Annotated in this window: 19 protein-coding genes; 9 read left to right on the top strand and 10 right to left on the bottom strand. The window is 63.9% G+C overall.

Features of this window, described 5'->3' with window-relative positions; genetic code table 11:
• Positions 1–6 precede the first annotated feature (6 nt).
• The 4 genes from AZSI13_RS01710 to AZSI13_RS01695 form a co-directional block, all read right to left on the bottom strand.
• Entirely contained in the window at positions 7–2,844 is a 2,838-nt protein-coding gene (locus tag AZSI13_RS01710; RefSeq protein WP_109039453.1) for a valine--tRNA ligase, read from the bottom strand.
• A gap of 171 nt (positions 2,845–3,015) precedes the next feature.
• Complete coding sequence (locus AZSI13_RS01705) at positions 3,016–3,492, bottom strand: hypothetical protein (RefSeq protein ID WP_133247244.1); 477 nt, start codon at positions 3,490–3,492, stop codon at positions 3,016–3,018.
• Entirely contained in the window at positions 3,489–3,920 is a 432-nt protein-coding gene (locus tag AZSI13_RS01700) for a DNA polymerase III subunit chi (protein ID WP_109039451.1), read from the bottom strand. Before AZSI13_RS01700 ends, AZSI13_RS01705 begins: the two co-directional genes overlap by 4 nt.
• 19 nt (positions 3,921–3,939) lie before the next feature.
• Positions 3,940–5,436 carry a leucyl aminopeptidase gene (locus tag AZSI13_RS01695; protein WP_109039450.1) on the bottom strand — a complete coding sequence of 499 codons (1,497 nt, stop codon included), beginning with the start codon at positions 5,434–5,436 and terminating at the stop codon, positions 3,940–3,942.
• A gap of 101 nt (positions 5,437–5,537) precedes the next feature.
• Between AZSI13_RS01695 and lptF the strand changes: the two genes are divergently transcribed.
• Both lptF and lptG read left to right on the top strand, forming a co-directional pair.
• On the top strand, positions 5,538–6,626 hold the full coding sequence (gene lptF, locus AZSI13_RS01690) for an LPS export ABC transporter permease LptF (RefSeq protein ID WP_109039449.1): 1,089 nt from the start codon (positions 5,538–5,540) through the stop codon (positions 6,624–6,626).
• Positions 6,623–7,729, top strand: coding sequence for an LPS export ABC transporter permease LptG (gene lptG, locus AZSI13_RS01685; protein ID WP_109039448.1), 1,107 nt, complete (start codon positions 6,623–6,625; stop codon positions 7,727–7,729). The genes lptF and lptG overlap by 4 nt, the downstream gene beginning before the upstream one ends.
• Positions 7,730–7,793: 64 nt before the next feature.
• Here the strand turns inward: lptG and AZSI13_RS01680 are convergent, their stop codons facing one another.
• Genes AZSI13_RS01680 through AZSI13_RS01665 form a run of 4 tightly spaced genes read right to left on the bottom strand, consistent with a single transcriptional unit; the run spans position 7,794 to position 9,935 of the window.
• Positions 7,794–8,231: an RDD family protein gene (locus AZSI13_RS01680; protein ID WP_165833262.1), complete on the bottom strand. Its 438-nt coding sequence runs from the start codon at positions 8,229–8,231 to the stop codon at positions 7,794–7,796.
• A gap of 17 nt (positions 8,232–8,248) precedes the next feature.
• Positions 8,249–8,980 carry a DUF3106 domain-containing protein gene (locus AZSI13_RS01675; protein ID WP_109039446.1) on the bottom strand — a complete coding sequence of 244 codons (732 nt, stop codon included), beginning with the start codon at positions 8,978–8,980 and terminating at the stop codon, positions 8,249–8,251.
• Entirely contained in the window at positions 8,977–9,348 is a 372-nt protein-coding gene (locus AZSI13_RS01670; RefSeq protein WP_165833261.1) for a DUF3619 family protein, read from the bottom strand. The genes AZSI13_RS01675 and AZSI13_RS01670 overlap by 4 nt, the downstream gene beginning before the upstream one ends.
• Complete coding sequence (locus tag AZSI13_RS01665) at positions 9,345–9,935, bottom strand: RNA polymerase sigma factor (protein ID WP_235609590.1); 591 nt, start codon at positions 9,933–9,935, stop codon at positions 9,345–9,347. The genes AZSI13_RS01670 and AZSI13_RS01665 overlap by 4 nt, the downstream gene beginning before the upstream one ends.
• 188 nt (positions 9,936–10,123) lie before the next feature.
• Between AZSI13_RS01665 and AZSI13_RS01660 the strand changes: the two genes are divergently transcribed.
• The 5 genes from AZSI13_RS01660 (at position 10,124) to pssA (ending at position 14,945) form a co-directional block, all read left to right on the top strand.
• Positions 10,124–11,830, top strand: a complete 1,707-nt coding sequence (locus AZSI13_RS01660) for an acetolactate synthase 3 catalytic subunit (protein ID WP_268807494.1) — start codon at positions 10,124–10,126, stop codon at positions 11,828–11,830.
• A 17-nt stretch (positions 11,831–11,847) separates the two neighbouring features.
• Positions 11,848–12,339, top strand: coding sequence for an acetolactate synthase small subunit (gene ilvN / locus AZSI13_RS01655; RefSeq protein WP_109039443.1), 492 nt, complete (start codon positions 11,848–11,850; stop codon positions 12,337–12,339).
• A gap of 29 nt (positions 12,340–12,368) precedes the next feature.
• Complete coding sequence (ilvC, locus tag AZSI13_RS01650; RefSeq protein ID WP_109039442.1) at positions 12,369–13,385, top strand: ketol-acid reductoisomerase; 1,017 nt, start codon at positions 12,369–12,371, stop codon at positions 13,383–13,385.
• 141 nt (positions 13,386–13,526) lie between these two features.
• A complete protein-coding gene (locus AZSI13_RS01645) occupies positions 13,527–14,171 on the top strand; it encodes a phosphatidylserine decarboxylase (RefSeq protein ID WP_109039441.1) in 645 nt (214 codons plus the stop codon).
• 12 nt (positions 14,172–14,183) lie between these two features.
• Entirely contained in the window at positions 14,184–14,945 is a 762-nt protein-coding gene (gene pssA / locus AZSI13_RS01640) for a CDP-diacylglycerol--serine O-phosphatidyltransferase (protein ID WP_109039440.1), read from the top strand.
• A 10-nt stretch (positions 14,946–14,955) separates the two neighbouring features.
• On the opposite strand, the gene AZSI13_RS01635 is transcribed toward pssA, so the two are convergent.
• A complete protein-coding gene (locus tag AZSI13_RS01635) occupies positions 14,956–16,353 on the bottom strand; it encodes a sensor histidine kinase (protein WP_109039439.1) in 1,398 nt (465 codons plus the stop codon).
• Positions 16,328–17,038: a response regulator gene (locus AZSI13_RS01630; RefSeq protein ID WP_109039438.1), complete on the bottom strand. Its 711-nt coding sequence runs from the start codon at positions 17,036–17,038 to the stop codon at positions 16,328–16,330. The genes AZSI13_RS01635 and AZSI13_RS01630 overlap by 26 nt, the downstream gene beginning before the upstream one ends.
• 75 nt (positions 17,039–17,113) lie before the next feature.
• Between AZSI13_RS01630 and AZSI13_RS01625 the strand changes: the two genes are divergently transcribed.
• Together AZSI13_RS01625 and AZSI13_RS01620 are read left to right on the top strand one after the other, a co-directional pair.
• Positions 17,114–18,385 carry a TolC family protein gene (locus AZSI13_RS01625; protein WP_109039437.1) on the top strand — a complete coding sequence of 424 codons (1,272 nt, stop codon included), beginning with the start codon at positions 17,114–17,116 and terminating at the stop codon, positions 18,383–18,385.
• A gap of 25 nt (positions 18,386–18,410) precedes the next feature.
• Positions 18,411–19,553, top strand: a complete 1,143-nt coding sequence (locus AZSI13_RS01620; RefSeq protein ID WP_235609589.1) for an efflux RND transporter periplasmic adaptor subunit — start codon at positions 18,411–18,413, stop codon at positions 19,551–19,553.
• The last annotated feature ends 4 nt before the right edge of the window (positions 19,554–19,557 follow it).

Here is a 19,557-nt window from a genome sequence, read left to right as displayed (position 1 = left end):
CTGGCCTCAAGCCTTGCTGAGCTTTTCCAGCTGCAGCTTGAGCTTGTCTACGGTGGCGCTGAAGTTGGCCAGGCGCTCCTTCTCCTGGGCCACTACCGCCTCCGGGGCCCGGGCGACGAAGCTCTCATTACCGAGCTTGGCGTTGGCTTTAGCAATTTCCCCTTCCAGGCGAGCGATTTCCTTGGTCAGGCGCTCCTTCTCGGCGGCCACATCGATCTCCACCTTGAGGACCAGGCGGAAATCGCCGACCACGGCCACGGGGGCCGGTTCGTCGCTGGCAATGTCATCCACGATCTGCACTTCGGAGAGCTTGGACAGGGCCGCCAGGTAGGGGGCGAAGCGGGCCAGGGTGTCCTTGTCGCCGACGGCCAGCAGGGGCACCTTGGTGGCGGGGGACATGTTCATCTCGCCGCGCAGGTTGCGGCAGGCACCCACCAGTTCCTTGAGCAGGGCTACCTGGGCTTCCGAGGCCTCGTCCAGCTTGGCCGGGTTGGCTTCCGGGTAGCGGGTGAGCATGATGGAATCAAAGTCCTTGCGGCCGGCGATGGGGGCCACGGCCTGCCACAGTTCCTCGGTGATGAAGGGGATCAGTGGGTGGGCCAGGCGCAGGATGGTTTCCAGCACCCGCACCAGGGTGCGGCGGGTGGCCTTGGCTTCTTCCGGGGTGCCACCGTTCATCTGCACCTTGGCGATTTCCAGATACCAGTCGCAGAACTCGTCCCAGATGAAGCGGTAGAGGGTCTGGGCTAGCAGGTCGAAGCGGTATTCCTCGAAGTGCTTGGCCATTTCCTGCTCCACCTTCTGCAGGTGGCTGACGATCCAGCGGTCGGCGAAGCTGAACTTCAGGGGGGCGTCGGCACTGCAGGCGCCGCCTTCGGCCTGCTGGTGCTGCAGGGCCAGGTCGTGGCCTTCCACGTTCATCAGCACGAAGCGGGTGGCGTTCCACAGCTTGTTGCAGAAGTTGCGGTAGCCGTCGCAGCGGTTCAGGTCGAACTTGATGTCGCGGCCGGGGGAAGCCAGGCTGGCGAAGGTGAAGCGCAGGGCGTCGGTGCCGAAGGCGGGAATGCCTTCGGGGAATTCCTTCTTGGTCTTCTTGGCGATGCTCTCGGCCTGCTTGGGATTCATCAGGCCGGTGGTGCGCTTCTGCACCAGGGCGTCGATGTCGATGCCGTCGATGAGGTCGATGGGGTCCAGCACGTTGCCCTTGGACTTGGACATCTTCTGGCCTTCGCCGTCCCGGATCAGGCCGTGCACATAGACGTGCTTGAAGGGGATCTTGCCGGTGATGTGCTTGGTCATCATGACCATGCGCGCCACCCAGAAGAAGATGATGTCGAAGCCGGTGACCAGCACGGAGGAGGGCAGGTACAGGTCCAGGGCCGGGTTGGACTTGGCCGGGTATTCCGGGGTCCAGTCCAGGGTGGAGAAGGGCCACAGGGCGGAGGAGTACCAGGTGTCGAGCACGTCCGCATCCCGGGTCAGCTGGCCGGCGTAACCGGCGGCGTCGGCCTGGGCCCGGGCTTCTTCCTCGTTGTGGGCGACGAAGACTTCGCCGTTAACGCCGTACCAGGCGGGAATCTGGTGGCCCCACCACAGCTGGCGGGAGATGCACCAGTCCTGGATGTTGTTGAGCCACTGGTTGTAGGTGTTCACCCAGTTTTCCGGATAGAACTTGATCTCGCCGGATTGCACCACGTCCAGGGCCTTCTCGGTGATGGACTTGCCGTCCTCGCCGGGCTTGCTCATGGCGACGAACCACTGGTCGGTGAGCATGGGCTCGATGACCACGCCGGTACGGTCGCCGCGGGGCACCTTGAGCTTGTGCTTGTCGGTCTTTTCCAGGATGCCCAGGGCCTCCAGGTCCGCCACCACGGCCTTGCGCGCGTCGAACCGGTCCAGGCCCCGGTACTTCTCGGGGGCGTGCTCGTTGATCTTGGCATCCAGGGTCAGGATGCTGATGATCGGCAGGTTGTGGCGCTGGCCCACAGCGTAGTCGTTGAAGTCGTGGGCCGGGGTGACTTTCACCACGCCGGTGCCGAATTCCATGTCCACATAGGCGTCGGCGATGACCGGGATTTCCCGGTCGGTCAGGGGCAGCTTCACCATCTTGCCGATGAGGTGCTTGTAGCGCTCATCTTCCGGGTGGACCATGACGGCGGTGTCGCCCAGCATGGTCTCGGGCCGGGTGGTGGCCACGGTCAGGGTGGCGCTGCCGTCCGCCAGGGGGTAGCAGATGTGCCACATGAAACCGTCTTCCTCCTCCTGCACCACTTCCAGGTCGGAGACGGCGGTGTGCAGCTTCGGGTCCCAGTTCACCAGGCGCTTGCCGCGGTAGATGAGGCCTTCCTTGTAGAGGCGGACGAAGGATTCGGTAACGATCTTGTTGAGGCCGGCATCCATGGTGAAGCGTTCCCGCTTCCAGTCCGGGCTGGTGCCCATGCGGCGCATCTGGCGGGTGATGGTGCCGCCGGAGTATTCCTTCCACTCCCACACCTTCTCCAGGAACTTCTCCCGGCCCAGGTCGTGGCGGGAAATGCCCTGGGCGTCCAGCTGGCGCTCCACCACGATCTGGGTGGCGATGCCGGCGTGGTCGGTGCCCGGCTGCCACAGGGTGTTGTGGCCCTTCATCCGGTAGTAGCGGGTGAGGGCGTCCATGATGGTCTGGTTGAAGCCGTGGCCCATGTGCAGGGTGCCGGTGACGTTGGGCGGCGGCAGCAGGATGCAGAAGGACTGGTCGGCGGGCTTGCTGGTGTCCAGGCCGGCGGCGAAGTAGCCGCGTTCTTCCCAGAGCGGGTACCAGTGGCGTTCGACGGCTGCCGGCTCAAAACTTTTGGCGAGTTCCATAGGAATCAGGGGATTGGGGCTAAAGGAAAGGGCGCAATTATACCGGAAGCGGCGGCGGCTCCCGGCCTGCTTGCGCTGGAGAATGGGGTGAAATGATCGGGGGGCGGGGGATTCGGCCGGATCGGGTGCGAGGGTGTTACGGTGGCCCGGCTGATAGCCGGGCCAAGGGGCTCAGTCTGCCGCAGGGGACTCGAGGGGGAGTTGCAGTTGCTGGCGACGGGCAATGAAGTCTCGCAGGGCGGCCTCGGTGGCGGCGATGATGCCCTGCTTCAGGTCGTCCTGCAGGTTAGCCAGGGTCGCTTCCACCAGGCTGGGCAGTTCTGCGGCCAGCCGCTGCTCGATGGAGTGGGCCAGTTCTGCTGCCAGGGTGTCGGCCAGGGTTTCCCGTAGGGCTTCCAGATCGATACCGGCTTCCCGCTCGTCGGGGGCATCGGCACTGACGGTGGCCAGATCCACCACTTCCGTCAGTACCGGGATGTCGTCGTCGGCTTCCGGCGTCAGGTCGGAAAGGTCGAAATCCAGAGGGCCGGCAGGGGCCGGTGGGGGCGGCGGCGCGGCCAGGAAACTGCGGCGGCGCGGCGGAAAGGGAATGACGCTGGAGGTGCCTTCCGGCGGGGTGCCGTGGTTGCCGTTCATGGAGTCGCTCATTTGGCGGAGAGGTCGTGGCGGTTGATTTCGTAGCCCCGATCCTTGTAGAACTTAAAACGGGCGCGGCCGGGGGCCTTGTCTTCCTCGTCCCGGCCAACGATTTCGATGAGGCGCTTGAAACGGGCAAAGCCCGGGGGCACGTCATCATCCAGGTTGAGCAGAAGTTCATCCTGTTTCAGGGCGTCCAGGGCCGCCGGGGTGCCGGCGATAAGTACCGGTGTTTCGGCCGCCAGGGGAGCCTCGGCCCGGCAATGGGGCAGGAAGCCGAGGGCCGGCTGGGTCCATAGCAGGCGGTCGATCTGCTCGGCCATGGCGGGCTCGGAGGTGTAGATGGCCATGGGCAGGCGCTGCGCAAAGGCCTTGTGGGCCAGCCGCACGGCAACGGCCAGGCGGCTTGGGGCGTCGTGGTAAAAATCCACCCGGGTCATGGCCTGCGACTTCCTTCGCTCAGTCCAGCTTGCCGGCCCGCTTCAGCAGGTAATGGGTGAGCAGGGGTACGGGGCGGCCGGTAGCGCCCTTGTCAGCGCCGGATTTCCAGGCGGTGCCGGCGATGTCCAGGTGAGCCCACTCGAATTTCTTGGTGAAGCGAGCGAGGAAGCAGGCGGCGGTGATGGCCCCGGCGTAACGGCCGCCGATATTGGCCATGTCGGCGAAGTTGCTCTTCAGCAGTTCCTGGTAGTCCTCCCACAGGGGCATGTGCCAGGCCCGGTCGAAGGCCTCGTCGCCGCAGTGGGCCAGTTCCCGAGCCAAGCTGTCGTTGTTGCTGAAGAGGCCGGTGGCCACGGCCCCCAGGGCGACGACGCAGGCGCCGGTGAGGGTGGCCACGTCGATCACCGTTTCCGGCTCGAAGCGCTCGGCGTAGGTGAGGGCGTCGCACAGCACCAGGCGGCCTTCGGCATCGGTATTGAGGACTTCGATGGTCTGGCCGGAGAGGGAGGTGACCACGTCGCCGGGCTTGGTGGCGGCGCCACCGGGCATGTTCTCCGTGGCCGGCACGATCACCGTCAGGTTCACCGGCAGCTTCATCAGGGCGGCGGCCTTGATGGTGCCGAGGACGCTGGCGGCGCCGCACATGTCGTACTTCATCTCGTCCATTTCGGCGGCCGGCTTCAGGGAGATGCCGCCGGTGTCGAAGGTGATGCCCTTGCCCACCAGTACCAGGGGCTTTTCATCCTTCTTGCCGCCCTTGTAGTGCAGGACGATGAACTTGGGCGGCTGGTGGGAGCCGCGGGCGACGGAAAGCAAGCTGAACATGCCCAGGGCTTCCATGTCGGCCTTTTCCAGTACCTGGCATTCCAGGCCGTGTTCCTGGGCCATGGCAGTGGCCTGCTCGGCCAGATAGGAGGGCGTACACAAGTTGCCCGGCAGGTTGCCCAGATTTTTCGCCAGGGCCATGCCCTCGGCAATGGCCAGGCCCTGGTTGAGGGCTTCTTCGGCCGGCGTCAGTTCGTTGCGCCGTTCAACGGCAAAGGTGAGCTTACGCAGGGGGCGGCGGACTTCATCCTTTTTGCTTTTCAGCTGGTCGAAGCGATAAACCGTTTCCTGGGCGACGATGGCGGCCTGGCGCACGCGCCAGCTGACGGTGCGCTTTTTGACGGGAATTTCGGTGAGAAAGACGACGCCGTCGAAGGAGCCGGTTTCATTGAGGGTTTTCACCGCCGTGCGCACGGCCTGGCAATATTCCTTTTCCCGGAATTCCTTTTCTTTTCCCAGACCTACCAGGAGAACCCGGTCGCATAGCGTGCCGGGGACATTGTGCAGCAGCAGGGTCGAACCCAGTTTGCCTTCCATGTCACCGCGCCGGATGATGTCGGAGATATAGCTGCGGGCGGCGTTGTCGAGCAATTCCGCGGGGAGGGTCAGCTTGCGCGGTTCGTGGACGCCGACCACGACGCAGGCACTGCGCTGCTTTTCCGGACTACCGCTTTTTATGCTAAATTCCACCGTCCGCTCCTATCCGTAACTTTGTGATAAATCGGCAAAAAAGTAGCTAAACCGCAAATTTCCCGTCGATTATCACCGTTTCCTTCCGGCAAAGTCAAAGCATGATTTTCCAGCGCGCCGTGCGGCGCGAATTCACCCAGGCGGCCGTGGGCGTGTTTGTTGCCCTCTTTGCCATTTTGCTGACCACCCAGCTGATTCGTCTGCTGGGCCAGGCTGCGTCCGGTCAGGTGGCTTCCGAAGCCGTGGTGGCCCTGCTCGGTTTCGCCGCCCTCAATTCCCTGCCGGTACTGCTCTCCCTGACCGTTTTCATGGCCATTCTGCTAACCCTTTCCCGCAGTTACCGGGATTCGGAAATGGTGGTCTGGTTTGCCTCCGGACAGTCCCTGGTGGCTTGGGTGCGCCCAGTGCTCACTTTCGCCCTGCCGGTGGTGGTGACCATTGCCCTGCTTTCTCTGCTGATTTCCCCCTGGGCGTTGAAAATGAGTGCCGAATACCGGCAGAAACTCTCCGGCCAGAGCCGCAACGATACCGCCCAGGTGGCACCGGGCGCCTTCAAGGAGTCGGGCAGCGGAGAGCGAGTGGTGTTCGTCGAGGCTGTGGCTGACGATTCCAGCCTGGTGCGCAACGTTTTCGTCAGTTCACTTCAGCATCAGAAGCTGGGGGTGATGATGGCGTCCTCCGGGCATTCCGAGCAGATGGAGAACGGCGACCGCTTCATGATCCTGGAAAATGGCCGTCGCTATGAAGTGACGCCGGGGCAGCCAGAATTTCGCATCCTGGAATTTGCCCGCTATGCCCTGCGTGTGGAAACCAAGGAAAGCCAGGGTATCGAGAAGACCCCTCGCAATACGTCCACCCGGGAGTTGCTGAAAAATCGTTCGGCCGGCGCCCTGGCGGAAGTCCTGTGGCGCGTCGGGGTGCCGATTTCCGCTCTGGTGCTGGCCCTGCTGGCCATTCCCATGAGCTTCGTCAATCCCCGGGCCGGCCGTTCGGCTAACCTGATCCTGGCGCTGCTGACCTTTACCATTTACAGCAACCTGCTCTCCGTCAGCCAGGCCTGGGTGACCCAGGGGCGTTTGTCCTTCGACCTGGGCTGGTGGCTGGTGCATGTGGTGATGGCAGCCTTGCTGCCGCTCCTGTTCTTCCGCCGCATCGCGGTGTTTTCCTTCCTGCGGTGGCGTAATCGATGAGTTCTTTTCTCGGCAAAACCTATCAGCGTTACCTTTCCCGGGAGGTTTTCGCCGCCACCCTGCTGGTGTTGGCAGCCTTTCTGGCGCTCTTCGGCTTTTTTGACCTGATTAACGAATTGGGGGAGATCGGCAAGGGGGGCTACCGCATTCAGCATGCCGTGATGTTCGTGACCCTGACATTGCCCGGGCGCATCTACGAACTGATGCCGATAGCGGTGCTGATTGGTGCCCTATTCGCCTTGTCCACCTTGGCTCGCCATTCCGAAATCACGGTGTTGCGGGCTTCCGGGCTATCTACCCGGGAACTCTTGATGACCCTGTTCCGGGTGGCGGCCTTGTTCGCCCTCCTGACCTTTCTGATTGGCGAGTTCGTGGCGCCGCCAGCGGAAAAATTGGGTCAGCGTATCCGTCTGCAGGCCCAGGGCATGGCCCTGTCGGCAGATTTTCGTACCGGCTTGTGGGTGAAGGACGAATTCCGCTTCATCAACGTGCGCACGGTGACCCCGGAAGCCAAGCTGCAGGGAGTTCGCATCTATGAGTTCGATGATCGCCAACGCCTGTTGATGGTGAGCGAGGCTAAAGAAGGCGAATATCTGCCGGACAGTATCTGGAAATTGACCCAGGTTGAGCAGACCATCCTGGATTACGACGCCAAGGGAGCGCCACTGCGCGGGCGGGTCGACCACAAGGCGGAAGTGATGTGGCAGTCAGCCCTTAATCCCGACATCCTGTCGGTGCTGCTGGTCATTCCCGAGCGTATGTCGGTGTGGAACCTGATGTCCTACATCAAGCACTTGTCGGACAACCACCAGAAGACCCAGCGTTACGAGATTGCCCTGTGGAAAAAGGTGGTTTACCCCCTGGCAGCCCTGGTGATGGTGGCCCTGGCCCTGCCTTTTGGTTACACCCATAATCGAGTGGGCGGTGTCAGCCTGAAGATTTTCTCCGGCGTCATGCTGGGGGTGTTCTTCCACATGCTCAACGGCCTCTTTTCCAACCTCGGCATAATCAACAGTTGGCCGCCCATTTCTAGTGCCATGGCGCCGTCTGCCATGTTCTTCCTGGCGGCGGTAGGGATGCTGTGGTGGGTGGAGCGGCGATAAGCGGACTACATCTGCATCCGGTCCGATCCCGTAGCAGGGGTCGAAGGCGCTGTGGAACGAGGGGTTAGGGCAGGCGGGTGTCGATGAGCCGGGTGCCGGCCAGTCGGTCGTGCAGGAACTGGCGGTCCTTGTCGAACAGGCACCAGAGTAGGCCGAGGCCGCCCAGCAACAGGCTGGGCCAGGCCAGCAGGTAGCGCAGCAGTGCTTGCAGAGGGCGCACGGCCCTGCCATCGCTGCCGGTCAGGCGGATGTGCCAGGTTTTCATGGCCAGGGTCTGGCCGCCGTGGAGCCAGAACCAGCAGAAATAGAGCAACAGGGTCAGGAAGAAGTGGGCTTGCAGTAGTACTGGATGAGCCACTTTCTGGGTAAACATGCCCAGCAGAACATGGGGAAACAGCAGGGTGATGGCTAGTACGCCAGCCAGCAACAGGGTGTCGTAAAGCATGCCGGCCAGTCGGCGCAGCAGACTAGCCGCCTTCGGCGGTGTGTCGTGGTGGGGCATCGGTGCCATCCTGACGGTTAAGGCTTTTTCGCCACCGGGGTGCGTCGCACCGGCAGTGGTGGAAGCAGGGAGGGCAGTTGGCCTTCTGTAAGAATGCGGATCGGCTTGGGCAGGCGAGGAGCGACAATGCCGTTGCCTTCCTGCCGCCGTTCGCGGGCGTCGGGAACGCCAATCGGCATGGGTTTGGCTGCCGCACCTGCGACGGGATGCATCGGGCGCGAGGCCAGGGGCGTCAGGGTACGGCGCGGCGGCAGAGAGGTAAACGGACTAAAACCCAGGAAGGCCATGCTTTTCGGGCGCACGGTTCCGGCTTCCTTGAGTTGTTGGCGTTGCTCTTCCGAGAGGCTGGTGTATTCCTCCCATTTTTGCTTGACCACTTCCTTGCGTTCCGGCGGCAGGCGCTTCAGATTGCGGAACTTCTCCCGTGCTTCCTTACGCTGTTGGGGCGTCATGTCGGCCCATTCGCGCATCCGGCGCTGGACTCGAGCCTGCTCCTGTTCGCCCATGCGCGGGTAGCGTTCGGCAATGCCGAGCCATTTCTTGCGTCGATAGTTCTCCATGCGGTCCCAGTCCTCGGCCAGGGGGGCGAGAATCTGTTGCTGGCTTTCACTCAACTCCTGCCAGGCCGGCTGGGGCGGGGTGGCCACCACCGTGGTCGTGCTGATGGTCTGGGCGGTGGCAGGCGCCACAGCACCTGCCAGCAAAGCCAGCAACACCAGGGAACAGGCGGCGCCCGGGGCGAACTTCATTCGTCGGGATTCTCGTCCAGCCAGGCGGCAAAGCCCTGGTCGGTATAGGCATCCAGGGGCAGGTCATCGGCCAGCAGGGCGCTATCCACTTCTTCGAGTTCGGCTACCTGCTCCTGGGCCTGCCAGAACATACCGCTGGACAAGCCGATAGCCAGGGCCAGGGCAGCCAGGAAATGCCGGGGACGCAGGTTGTCCATGTGAAAGTGGACACCCAGTCCGGCCAGGACTGGTACGTGGCTTGGCATGCGCTGGTGGGCCAGGGCCTGGGTCCGTGCTGCCGCCAGGCGGTCCATGACGCTCGGGCTGAGGGCCATGGTGCCCTGGTTCAGGTGGCGCCGCACCTGATAGGCAAAGTGCTGTTCATTCATAGGGTTATTCCTTTTGCTTTCAGTGCCGCGGCCAGCGTGTGGGTGGCCCGGGAGCAATGGGTCTTGACGCTCCCCTCGGAGCATCCCATTGCCGCCGCCGTCTCTGCGACGTCCATATCTTCCCAATAACGCATGAGGAAGGCCTCCCGTTGACGTGTCGGGAGGCGGGATATCTCGGATTCGATCACGGCCATGACCTGAGTCTGCTCCAACGCCCCTTCTGGAGTGTCTTCCGGCTTGTTTTCCGTTTCCAGCGTATCCAGGGGGTCGCTGTCCTCGTCGTCTCCGGGCGTCAGGGAGGAGAGGAGGGTGGTCCACATGGAGCGTACCTTGCTACGCCGGTAAAAATCCCGGATGGCGTTCTGCAGAATGCGCTGGAACAGCATCGGCAATTCCTCCGCCGGGCGGTCGCCGTACTTTTCGGCCAGGCGCATCATGGCGTCCTGAACTAGGTCCAGGGCGCTATCTTCGTCTCGCACAGCGAATAGCGCCTGCTTGAAGGCGCGGCGTTCGGTGCTGGCGAGAAAGTCCGACAGTTCGCGTGGTGTAGCCAGAAGTGTTCCTAGTTGGGGAGGCGCGCCCCTCAATGGAGGCTTTGTATTATAGCGCCGGACCGTTCCTTGGCGTTGGCGGGAGTCTTGCCAGGAGTATATCGGGCGGCGGGGCCGATTGATCCGGCACCCTGCATTGGCCGGCCCGAAAAGCCGGGTTTTCCTTGACCAATCCAGGGCAAGCCATTAACGTAACGGGTTTTTCGAGCGACTTACGTAAGGCCATAAAAATGACACTTACCGGTGCGGAGATTGTAATCAGGTGCCTTCAGGAAGAAAAGGTCGACTATGTGTTCGGCTATCCTGGTGGCTCGGTGCTGCATATTTACGACGAGCTGTTCAAGCAGGACGACATCAAGCATATCCTGGTACGCCATGAACAGGCTGCCGTCCACGCCGCCGATGCCTATTCCCGCTCTTCCGACCGGGTCGGCGTGGCCCTAGTGACCTCCGGTCCCGGCGTCACCAATGCCGTGACTGGCATTGCCACGGCCTATATGGATTCCATTCCCATGGTGGTGCTGTGCGGCCAGGTGCCGACCTACTACATCGGCCAGGATGCCTTTCAGGAATGCGACACCGTCGGCATCACCCGTCCCTGTGTGAAGCACAACTTCCTGGTGAAGGACGTCAAGGATCTGGCGGCCACCATGAAGAAGGCCTTCCATATTGCCAAGACCGGCCGTCCCGGCCCCGTGGTGGTGGATATCCCCAAGGACATTACCGCCAACAAGTGTGAGTTCGACTACCCGGCCTCCGTGCAGATGCGCTCCTACAACCCGGTGGTCAAGGGCCACCTGGGGCAGATCAAGAAGGCCGTGCAGATGCTGCTTGAAGCCAAGCAGCCCATCATCTACACCGGCGGCGGCGTGGTCCTCTCCGACGCCTCCGAGAAGCTGGTGAAGCTGGCCAAGCGCCTCAACTTCCCGGTGACCAACACCCTCATGGGCCTGGGCGGCTACCCCGCCACTGACAAGCAGTTTGTCGGCATGCTGGGTATGCACGGCACCTACGAAGCCAACATGACCATGCAGCACGCCGATGTGGTGCTGGCTATCGGCGCCCGCTTCGATGACCGGGTGATCGGCAATCCCGAACACTTCGGCGAAGTGGCCCGCAAGATCATCCATGTCGATATCGACCCCTCCTCCATCTCCAAACGGGTGAAGGTGGATGTGCCCATCGTCGGCAATGTCCCCGATGTGCTGGATGAGTTGCTCAAGCTGCTGGAAGAGAGCGGCAAGGCCGCCCCGGACGTGTCCGCCTGGTGGCAGCAGATCGATGCCTGGCGTGGCAAGAACTGTCTGGGCTACAAGCAGAAGAGCCTGATCGAGCCCCAGTACGTGGTGGAAAAACTCTACGAAGTGACCGGCGGTGACGCTTTCATCACCTCCGATGTGGGCCAGCACCAGATGTTCGCTGCCCAGTACTACAAGTTCGACAAGCCCCGCCGCTGGATCAACTCCGGTGGCCTGGGCACCATGGGTGTGGGCCTGCCCTATGCGATGGGTGTGCTCTTCGCCAACCCGGGCGCCCAGGTGGCCTGTATCACCGGTGAAGGCTCCATCCAGATGTGCATCCAGGAGCTTTCCACCTGCAAGCAGTTCGAGCTGCCGGTGAAGATCATCAACCTGAACAACGGCATGCTGGGCATGGTGCGGCAGTGGCAGGAAATGTTCTATTCCAAGCGCTACTCCCAGTCCTACGTCACCTCCATCCCCGATTTCGTCAAGCTGGCCGAGGCCTATGGCCACGTCGGCATGCGCATCGAAAAGCCCGAGGACGTGGAGCCGGCCCTGAAGAAGGCCTTTACCGAATACAAGGACCGCCTGGTATTCATGGACTTCATCATCGACCCCGAAGCCAACGTCTTTCCCATGGTGGCGGCTGGCAAGGGCCTGTCCGAAATGATCCTGTCCGAAGACCTGTGAGCCCGGAGTAGAGAACCATGCGACACATCATTTCCATCCTGCTGGAAAACGAAGCCGGCGCCCTGTCCCGCGTGGCGGGCCTGTTCTCCGCCCGTGGCTACAATATCGAATCCCTCACCGTGGCGCCTACCGAGGATGCCTCCCTGTCCCGCATGACCATCGTTACCACGGGGTCCGAAGATGTGCTGGAACAGATCACCAAACAGCTCAACAAGCTGGTGGACGTGGTCAAGGTGGTGGATCTTTCCGAAGCCGCTCACTCCGAGCGGGAGCTCATGCTCATCAAGGTCCGCGCCACCGGCAAGGACCGCGAGGAGATGAAGCGGATGGCCGACATCTTCCGCGGCCGCATCATCGACGTCACCGATTCGACCTACGTCATCGAGCTGACCGGCACCGGTAACAAACTGGATTCCTTCATCGCCGCCCTTGATGCCGGCCTGATCCTGGAAACCGTGCGTACCGGCGTCTGCGGCATCGGCCGCGGTGACCGTATTCTCAAAGTTTGAAGCAAGCCCTTGAACCCGAAAGGAAAAAAATGAAAGTTTATTACGACAAGGACGCTGACCTCTCCCTCATCAAGGGCAAGAAAGTCACCATCGTCGGCTACGGCTCCCAGGGCCACGCCCACGCCCAGAACCTGAAGGATTCCGGCTGCAAGGTCACCGTTGGCCTGCGCAAGGGCGGTGCCTCCTGGTCCAAGGCCGAAAAGGCCGGCCTCAAGGTGGAAGAGATCGCCAAGGCCGTCAAGGGCGCCGACGTGGTCATGATTCTGCTGCCCGATGAAAACATCCCCGCCGTGTATTACGCCGACGTGGAACCCAACCTGAAGAAGGGCGCCGCCCTGGCCTTCGCTCACGGCTTCAACGTGCATTACAACCAGGTGGTGCCCCGCGAAGATGTGGACGTCATCATGGTTGCCCCCAAGGGCCCCGGTCACACCGTGCGTTCCGAGTACCTGAAGGGCGGCGGCGTGCCTTCCCTGATCGCCGTGTACCAGGACAAGACCGGCAAGGCCAAGGACATCGCCCTCTCCTACGCTGCTGCCAATGGCGGCACCAAGGGCGGCGTGATCGAAACCAACTTCCGTGAAGAAACCGAAACCGACCTCTTCGGCGAACAGGCCGTGCTCTGCGGCGGTGCCGTGGAACTGGTGAAGATGGGCTTCGAAACCCTGGTGGAAGCCGGCTACGCTCCTGAAATGGCCTACTTCGAGTGCCTGCACGAACTGAAGCTGATCGTGGACCTGATGTACGAAGGCGGCATCGCCAACATGAACTACTCCATCTCCAACAACGCGGAGTATGGCGAGTACGTGACCGGCCCCGAAGTCATCAACGAAGAGTCCCGCTACGCCATGCGTGCTGCCCTGAAGCGCATCCAGACTGGCGAATACGCCAAGATGTTCATCCAGGAAGGCAAGACCAACTACCCCAGCATGACCGCCCGCCGTCGTCTGACCGCCGATCATCCCATCGAGCAGGTTGGCGAGAAGCTGCGCGACATGATGCCCTGGATCAAGAAGAACAAGCTGGTGGACCAGTCCAAGAACTAAGACTGGCAAGACGGGGCGCAGCTTCCGGGGCGGCTTCATGCCGATTCCCGGGGCGGCGCCCCGCTTTTCGTTTCATTCTCCGAATTTTTCCATTGCGGCATTGGCCGGCAATGGTTCGCCAACAGCCCAGAGAGCGCGTCCTTGAACAACTATCCCCACCCCATCATTGCCCGCGAAGGCTGGCCCTTCCTGACCATCGCTCTGGTGGCGGCCCTGGCCGGCAGCCTGTTTGCTCCCGCCTACGTGGCCGTGCCCCTGTGGATCATCGCCCTCTTCGTGCTGCAATTTTTCCGCGACCCGGCCCGCAAGATCGCCGGTGGCGCCAAGACCATCGTGGCCCCAGCCGACGGCCGTATCGTTGCCGTGGAAAAGGCCCTGGATCCCTATCTCAACCGTGAAGCGGTGAAGGTCAGTGTCTTCATGAACGTCTTCAACGTGCACTCCAACCGTAGCCCGGTGGATGGTACCGTGCAGCAGAAGTGGTACAACCCCGGTGCTTTCGTGAACGCCGCCCTGGACAAGGCCTCCGTCGAGAACGAGCGCTGCGCCCTGTGGATCAAGACCGCCGACGGCCAGGACGTGACCTCCGTGCAGGTGGCCGGTCTGGTGGCCCGGCGCATCCTCAACTACGTGGATGGTGGCGTGCAACTGGCCCGGGGCCAGCGCTACGGCTTCATCCGCTTTGGTTCCCGAGTGGACGTGTACCTGCCCCTGGATGCCCGCATCAAGGCCAGCATCGGGGAGAAGGTGTATGCTTCCTCCACCGTTCTCGCCGAACTGGCGTAATCCCCTGAGAAAATGCCCGAACTGAAACCCCGCAAGGCCCTTTTCAACCCGGAACTGAAACGCCGGGGCATCTACGTCCTCCCCAACCTGTTCACCACTGCCGCCCTGTTCGCTGGCTTTTTCGCCATCGTCCAGGCCATGAACGGGTTCTACGAGCAGTCCGCTGTGGCCATTTTCGTGGCCATGGTGCTGGACGGGCTGGATGGCCGGGTCGCCCGCCTGACCCGCACCCAGAGCGCTTTTGGTGCCGAGTACGATTCCCTGTCGGACATGGTGTCCTTCGGTGCCGCACCCTCCCTGGTCATCTACGAATGGGCCCTGCGGGACATGGGCAAGCTGGGCTGGATCGCCGCCTTCATCTACTGTGCTGCCGCCGCCCTGCGCCTGGCCCGCTTCAACACCACGCTGGAAGTGATCGACAAGCGCTTCTTCCAGGGGCTGCCCAGTCCGGCCGCTGCCGCCCTGGTGGCCGGTTTCGTCTGGCTGATGCTGGATAACGACATCGCTGGCAGCGACGTGCGGGTGATTGCCTGCGTGCTGACTATCTTTGCCGGCATCTCCATGATCACCAACTGCCGTTTTTCCAGCTTCAAGGACATCAACCTGCGCAAGAGCGTGCCCTTCATCGTGGTGGGCGCCATCGTGCTGGGTTTTGCCCTGGTGACCATGTATCCCCCCGGCGTGCTGTTCGGCCTCTTCGTGGTCTACGCCCTCTCCGGCTACGTGCTGGCGGGCCTCCGCCTGCTGCGGCGCAAGCCCGCCGCCTCCCAGTAAGTCCGCCTGACTAAACCTGGCCCACCGGCGGGAAGCTGACTTCCAGCCGGGTGCCACCCAAGACCGGGGCCTCGTCCAGCCAGACGTCGGCCCCGTGTTGTTTGGCGATTTCCCGCACGATGGCCAACCCCAGGCCGCAACCTTCCGGGTTGTGTTCGCCATTCACCCGATGGAAACGCTCGAAGACCTTTTCCCGGTGTTCTTCAGGAATGCCGGGTCCCGAGTCGTCCACCTGCAGCACTGCGGCACCGTCACGGCAGAACGTGCGCACGGTGATGCTGCCGGGGGCCGGGGTGTAGTGGATGGCGTTGTCGATCAGGTTGCTCAGCAACTCCTCCAGCAGGAGCGGGTGACCCAGCATCGGGGCCGGTGCCAGGTCGAAGCCCAGGTCGATGCCCTTTTCCAGGGCCAGGGGGTGCCAGATTTCAGCGCACTGATGCACCACCATCATCAAATCCACCGCCTTGGTGGTATCGCCGCTGCGCGGCTCTGCCCGGGCCAGGGCCAGCAGCTGGCGGGCCAGGTGGGTGAGGCGCCGGGTGGCAGTGAGAATGCGCTCCAACTCCGGTCGCAGGGCCGACTGGTTGCTGGCGGTGCCCTTGTCGAGTGCCCGCAGGGCCAGTTCCGCCTGGGCCTGCAGGGCGGCCAGGGGCGTGCGCAGCTGGTGGGCGGCGTCGGAAACGAAATTGCGCTGGGCCGAAAGGGAGCCTTCGAGACGTCCCAGCAGATGGTTCAGTTCTTCCACCAGGGGTGCGATTTCCTCTGGCACCCGGTCGGATGAAACGGGGCTCAGATCCTTGGGTGAGCGCTGGGAAAGCTGTTCCCGCAAGTCTTCCACCGGCTTCAGTCCGTGGCGGATGCCGAGCCAACCCAGGCCCAGGGTGGCGGCCACCAGCAGCAGCTCCGGCAGCAGCATGGAGGTGAGGATTTCCCGTACCAGATTGTCCCGCTTGGTCTGGGTTTCCGCTGCCAGCACCAGCATGGGGATGCCTTCGTGCAGGACGAAGAGGGCGGCGACCCGCACTTCCTTGCCCTGAAACCAGCCGTCGTAATACAGGCGGCCTTCTTCCGGCAACAGGCGGGGCGGGCGGGGCAGCCCCCGGTGGCCGCCGACGGATTCACCCTGGGGGCCGATGACTTCATAGAAGACGTTGTCGTAGCGGTCAGTGAGCAGGATTTCCTGGGCCTGGGCGGGCAGGTTGAGCACCGGGTGGCCGGAGACGACGCGAATCTGCCCCGACAGGGCCAGGGCCGTGTCCAGCAGGGCCCGGTCGTAGGCCCAGGTAGCCGAGCGCAGGGCGATGCCATAGGCCGTCAGGGCGCCTGCCGCCACCAGCGTTAGCATCGCCGGCAGCAGCCAGGTTAGCAGCAGGCGGCGCAGGCTAGGCCGGCGGGGGTTCGTCGCCATGGCTGCCGGCCTCGTCTTCCTTGGGTTTTTCCAGGTAGTAGCCGAGGCCCCGCACGGTGCGGATGGAAATACCCCCCGTCTCCAGCTTCACCCGCAGCCGGGAGATGAACTTCTCGATGGCATTGGGGGTGATGTCCTCGTCCCAGCTGTAGAGGGACTGCATGATCTGTTCCTTGCTGACGATGCGGTTGGCGCGGCTGGCGAGGAACTCCAGGGCCGCCCATTCCCGGGCCGTCAGGTCCAGGGGCTCCTCCCCCAGCCAGGCCCGCTTGCCTACCGTGTCGAGGCGCAGCTTGCCCAGGCGCAGCTCCGGCTCGGGCTGGGTGCGGCCGCGGCGGATCAGGGCCCGGGCCCGGGCCTCCAGCTCCGTCAGGGCCACTGGCTTGACCAGGTAGTCGTCGGCCCCCAGGTCCAGCAGGCGCACCCGCTCTTCCAGGGCTTCCCGGGCCGAGAGGATGAGTACCGGCACCGGCTGCCGCCGCCCCCGCAGGCGTTGCAGCACTTCGCTGCCCTCCAGGCCGGGCAGGCCCAGGTCCAGGATCGCCAAGTCGTAGTTCTGGTCGGCCAGCCAGGCATCGGCCTGCTTGCCGTCCCGCGTCCAGTCCGTGACATAGCCGGATTGGCGCAGGGCCTTCACCAGGCCGTCGGCCAGGAGTTCATCGTCTTCCACCAGGAGAATGCGCATGGGGCGTCAGTAGTTGGTCAGTGAGGGTCAATACGATACCAGCCTCACCTGCTACGAGAAACCCGGTCCAAGCCGATGCTGCGCGCCCACATGTTCCTCCTGGCCTGCCTTGCCCTGTTTTCCGGGGCCGCCATGGCGGCCTCTCCCGCTCCTGCTGCGGCCGATCTCGATCTGGCCACTGCCGAAAGCCTCTGGCAACGCCACAACCGGGAAGTCCGCCTGGCCCGGGAAGGTGTGGCGGCGGCCGAGGCCGACAGCGTGGCGGCCGGCCAGGCCCCCAACCCCCAGTTCAGTATTTCCACTTCCTCCATCAACCCCCGCACGGGCATCGGTGGCGGCTCCCTGAGCCAGAAGCGGGTGGATTCCGTACTGCGCCTGGAGCAGCTGGTGGAACGCGGCGACAAGCGGGAGCTGCGCCAGCAGGTGGCCGGTGCCATGGTCGAAGCCGCCGGTCGCGGCCTGGCCGATGTGCAGCGCCAGAGCCTGCTGCAATTGCGGGCGGCCTACTGGGAACTGCGCCTGGCCCAGGAACGTCAGGCCATCGCCGAGGAAAGCGCCGGTCTCTTCCGTCGTAGCGTGCGGGCGGCAGAGCAGCGCCTCAAGGTGGGCGACGTGGCCGGCACCGAAGTGGCCCGCCTGCGCATCGAGGCCGGCCGAGCCGAAAACGAAGCCCGGGGCGCCCAGGCCGACCTGGAACGTGCCCGTGTGAACCTGGCCTACCTCATCGGCAAGGAACAGGAAGCCGACGGCCTGCGGGCCAGCGAGCCCTGGCCGGCCCTGGAAGGGGCCGTCATGGACAGCAGCGGCGCCCAGGCCCCAACCGACGTTCGCCCCGACGTGCAGGCTGCCCGGGCCCGGGTGCAGGCCGCCGAAGCCGCCCGGGAACTGGCCCGGGCCTCTCGTACCCGGGACGTGGCGGTGGGCGTGCAGTTCGAGCATTACCCCCCGGGCAACGATTCCCCCAACAACACCTATGGCGTCAGTCTGAGCGTGCCCCTTTTCGTACGCCATGCCTACGAGGGCGAAATCGCCCGGGCCGAAGCCGATCTGCTGGGTGCGCGCATCCAGGAAGAGCAGGTACGGGCCCTGGCCCAGGGCGAAACCGCCCAGGCCGCCTCCCTGCTGCGGGCCGCCGTGGAGCGTCGCCGACAGCTGGAATCGGGGCTCCTGGCCGATGCCGAGCGGGTCGCCACCGCCACCGAATTTGCCTATGTACGGGGCGCCCTGGGCCTGCTGGAGCTGCTGGATGCCCGCCGCACCCTGCGTGCCGTCCGTCTCGATGCCGCCGCCCTGCGTGCCGACCATGCCAAGGCCCTGGCCGCCTGGCAGGCCGCCCTGGGGCATTAGGCCCCGGAATTCTGAGGAAATGTTTGTGAAAACCCTGCGCCTTCCGCCCAAGAAAAACCTGGCCATTGCCATCGGTGTGCTCGGCTTCGGCCTGGCCCTGGCCCTCTTCCTGCGCCAGCCGGTGCCGGCTGCCGGCCCCCAGGAGCCGGTGCGCCCCGCCGTCAATTCGAATCAGAGCATCAGCTTCCCCGCCGGTGCCCCCCAACTGGCCTACCTGCGTATCGAAGCTGCGCCGGAACTGCCGGTGCCCCTGCTGGAGCCCCTCACCGGCCGGGTGGCCTATGACGACAACCGCACTGCCCGTATTTTCGCCCCAGTGGCCGGCCGGGTATTGAAAGTGCTGGCCCAGGCCGGTGATACGGTAAAGGCCGGCCAGCCCCTGCTGGCCCTGGATGTGCCTGACTACGCCGACCTCGGCAAGGCCTCGTCGGACCGGGATACCAAGCGCTCGGCCCTGGAGCGCAGCAAGGCCCTCTATGAACTGGAGGTGGTGGCCAAGAAAGACCTGGAAGCGGCCCAGAACGACTACCGGGCGGCGGAGGCCGAGGTGGCCCGCGTCCGGGCTCGCCTGCGCAATCTGTCGCCCCTGCCCGGTGATGCCGGCTTTGCCCTGCGCACGCCCCTGGCCGGCATCGTCACCGAACGTCAGGCCGCTCCCGGCAGCGAAGTGCGGCCCGATGCCGACCAGCCCCTGTTCGTCGTCAGCGACCCCCGCCAGCTCTGGGTCATCGCCGAACTGACGGAGAAGGACCTGGGCAAGTTGCGGGTCGGCCAGGTGGTTTCTGTGGGGGTGGACGCCTATCCGGACCGGCGTTTCCCCGGCACCGTGGAAGCCATTGGCGACGTGCTGGATGCCCAGTCCCGCCGGGTGCCAGTACGTTGCGCCGTGGCCAATCCGGAACGCCTGCTGAAGCCGGAAATGTTCGCCCGCATCATTCCCGAGAATCCCGACCGCCGTCTGCCCCGGGTGCCCAACACCGCCTTGGTGACCGAGGGCCTGCACACCTACCTCTTCGTTGAGAGTGAGCCCGGCGTGGTGGCCCGGCGGGAGGTCACCCTGGCCTTCCGTGGCCACGACAGCAGCTTCATCGAGACGGGCCTGAAGGCCGGGGAGCGGGTGGTCACCGCCGGCGCCCTGCTGCTCAACGCCGAACTGGCCGGGAACTGAGCCC

It is taken from the genome of Azospira sp. I13 (assembly GCF_003112695.1).
In the GTDB taxonomy this organism is placed as follows: domain Bacteria; phylum Pseudomonadota; class Gammaproteobacteria; order Burkholderiales; family Rhodocyclaceae; genus Azospira.
This window is presented reverse-complemented; position numbering and strand designations above follow the sequence as displayed.

What these genes read in the sequence shown, in the direction of transcription:
- AZSI13_RS01710 (WP_109039453.1), bottom strand. Translation starts at nt 2,844, where the DNA reads ATGGAACTCGCCAAAAGTTTTGAGCCGGCAGCCGTCGAACGCCACTGG.
- AZSI13_RS01705 (WP_133247244.1), bottom strand. Translation starts at nt 3,492, where the DNA reads ATGAGCGACTCCATGAACGGCAACCACGGCACCCCGCCGGAAGGCACC.
- AZSI13_RS01700 (WP_109039451.1), bottom strand. Translation starts at nt 3,920, where the DNA reads ATGACCCGGGTGGATTTTTACCACGACGCCCCAAGCCGCCTGGCCGTT.
- lptF (WP_109039449.1), top strand. Translation starts at nt 5,538, where the DNA reads ATGATTTTCCAGCGCGCCGTGCGGCGCGAATTCACCCAGGCGGCCGTG.
- lptG (WP_109039448.1), top strand. Translation starts at nt 6,623, where the DNA reads ATGAGTTCTTTTCTCGGCAAAACCTATCAGCGTTACCTTTCCCGGGAG.
- AZSI13_RS01680 (WP_165833262.1), bottom strand. Translation starts at nt 8,231, where the DNA reads ATGCCCCACCACGACACACCGCCGAAGGCGGCTAGTCTGCTGCGCCGA.
- AZSI13_RS01675 (WP_109039446.1), bottom strand. Translation starts at nt 8,980, where the DNA reads ATGAAGTTCGCCCCGGGCGCCGCCTGTTCCCTGGTGTTGCTGGCTTTG.
- AZSI13_RS01670 (WP_165833261.1), bottom strand. Translation starts at nt 9,348, where the DNA reads ATGAATGAACAGCACTTTGCCTATCAGGTGCGGCGCCACCTGAACCAG.
- ilvN (WP_109039443.1), top strand. Translation starts at nt 11,848, where the DNA reads ATGCGACACATCATTTCCATCCTGCTGGAAAACGAAGCCGGCGCCCTG.
- ilvC (WP_109039442.1), top strand. Translation starts at nt 12,369, where the DNA reads ATGAAAGTTTATTACGACAAGGACGCTGACCTCTCCCTCATCAAGGGC.
- pssA (WP_109039440.1), top strand. Translation starts at nt 14,184, where the DNA reads ATGCCCGAACTGAAACCCCGCAAGGCCCTTTTCAACCCGGAACTGAAA.
- AZSI13_RS01635 (WP_109039439.1), bottom strand. Translation starts at nt 16,353, where the DNA reads ATGGCGACGAACCCCCGCCGGCCTAGCCTGCGCCGCCTGCTGCTAACC.
- AZSI13_RS01630 (WP_109039438.1), bottom strand. Translation starts at nt 17,038, where the DNA reads ATGCGCATTCTCCTGGTGGAAGACGATGAACTCCTGGCCGACGGCCTG.
- AZSI13_RS01625 (WP_109039437.1), top strand. Translation starts at nt 17,114, where the DNA reads ATGCTGCGCGCCCACATGTTCCTCCTGGCCTGCCTTGCCCTGTTTTCC.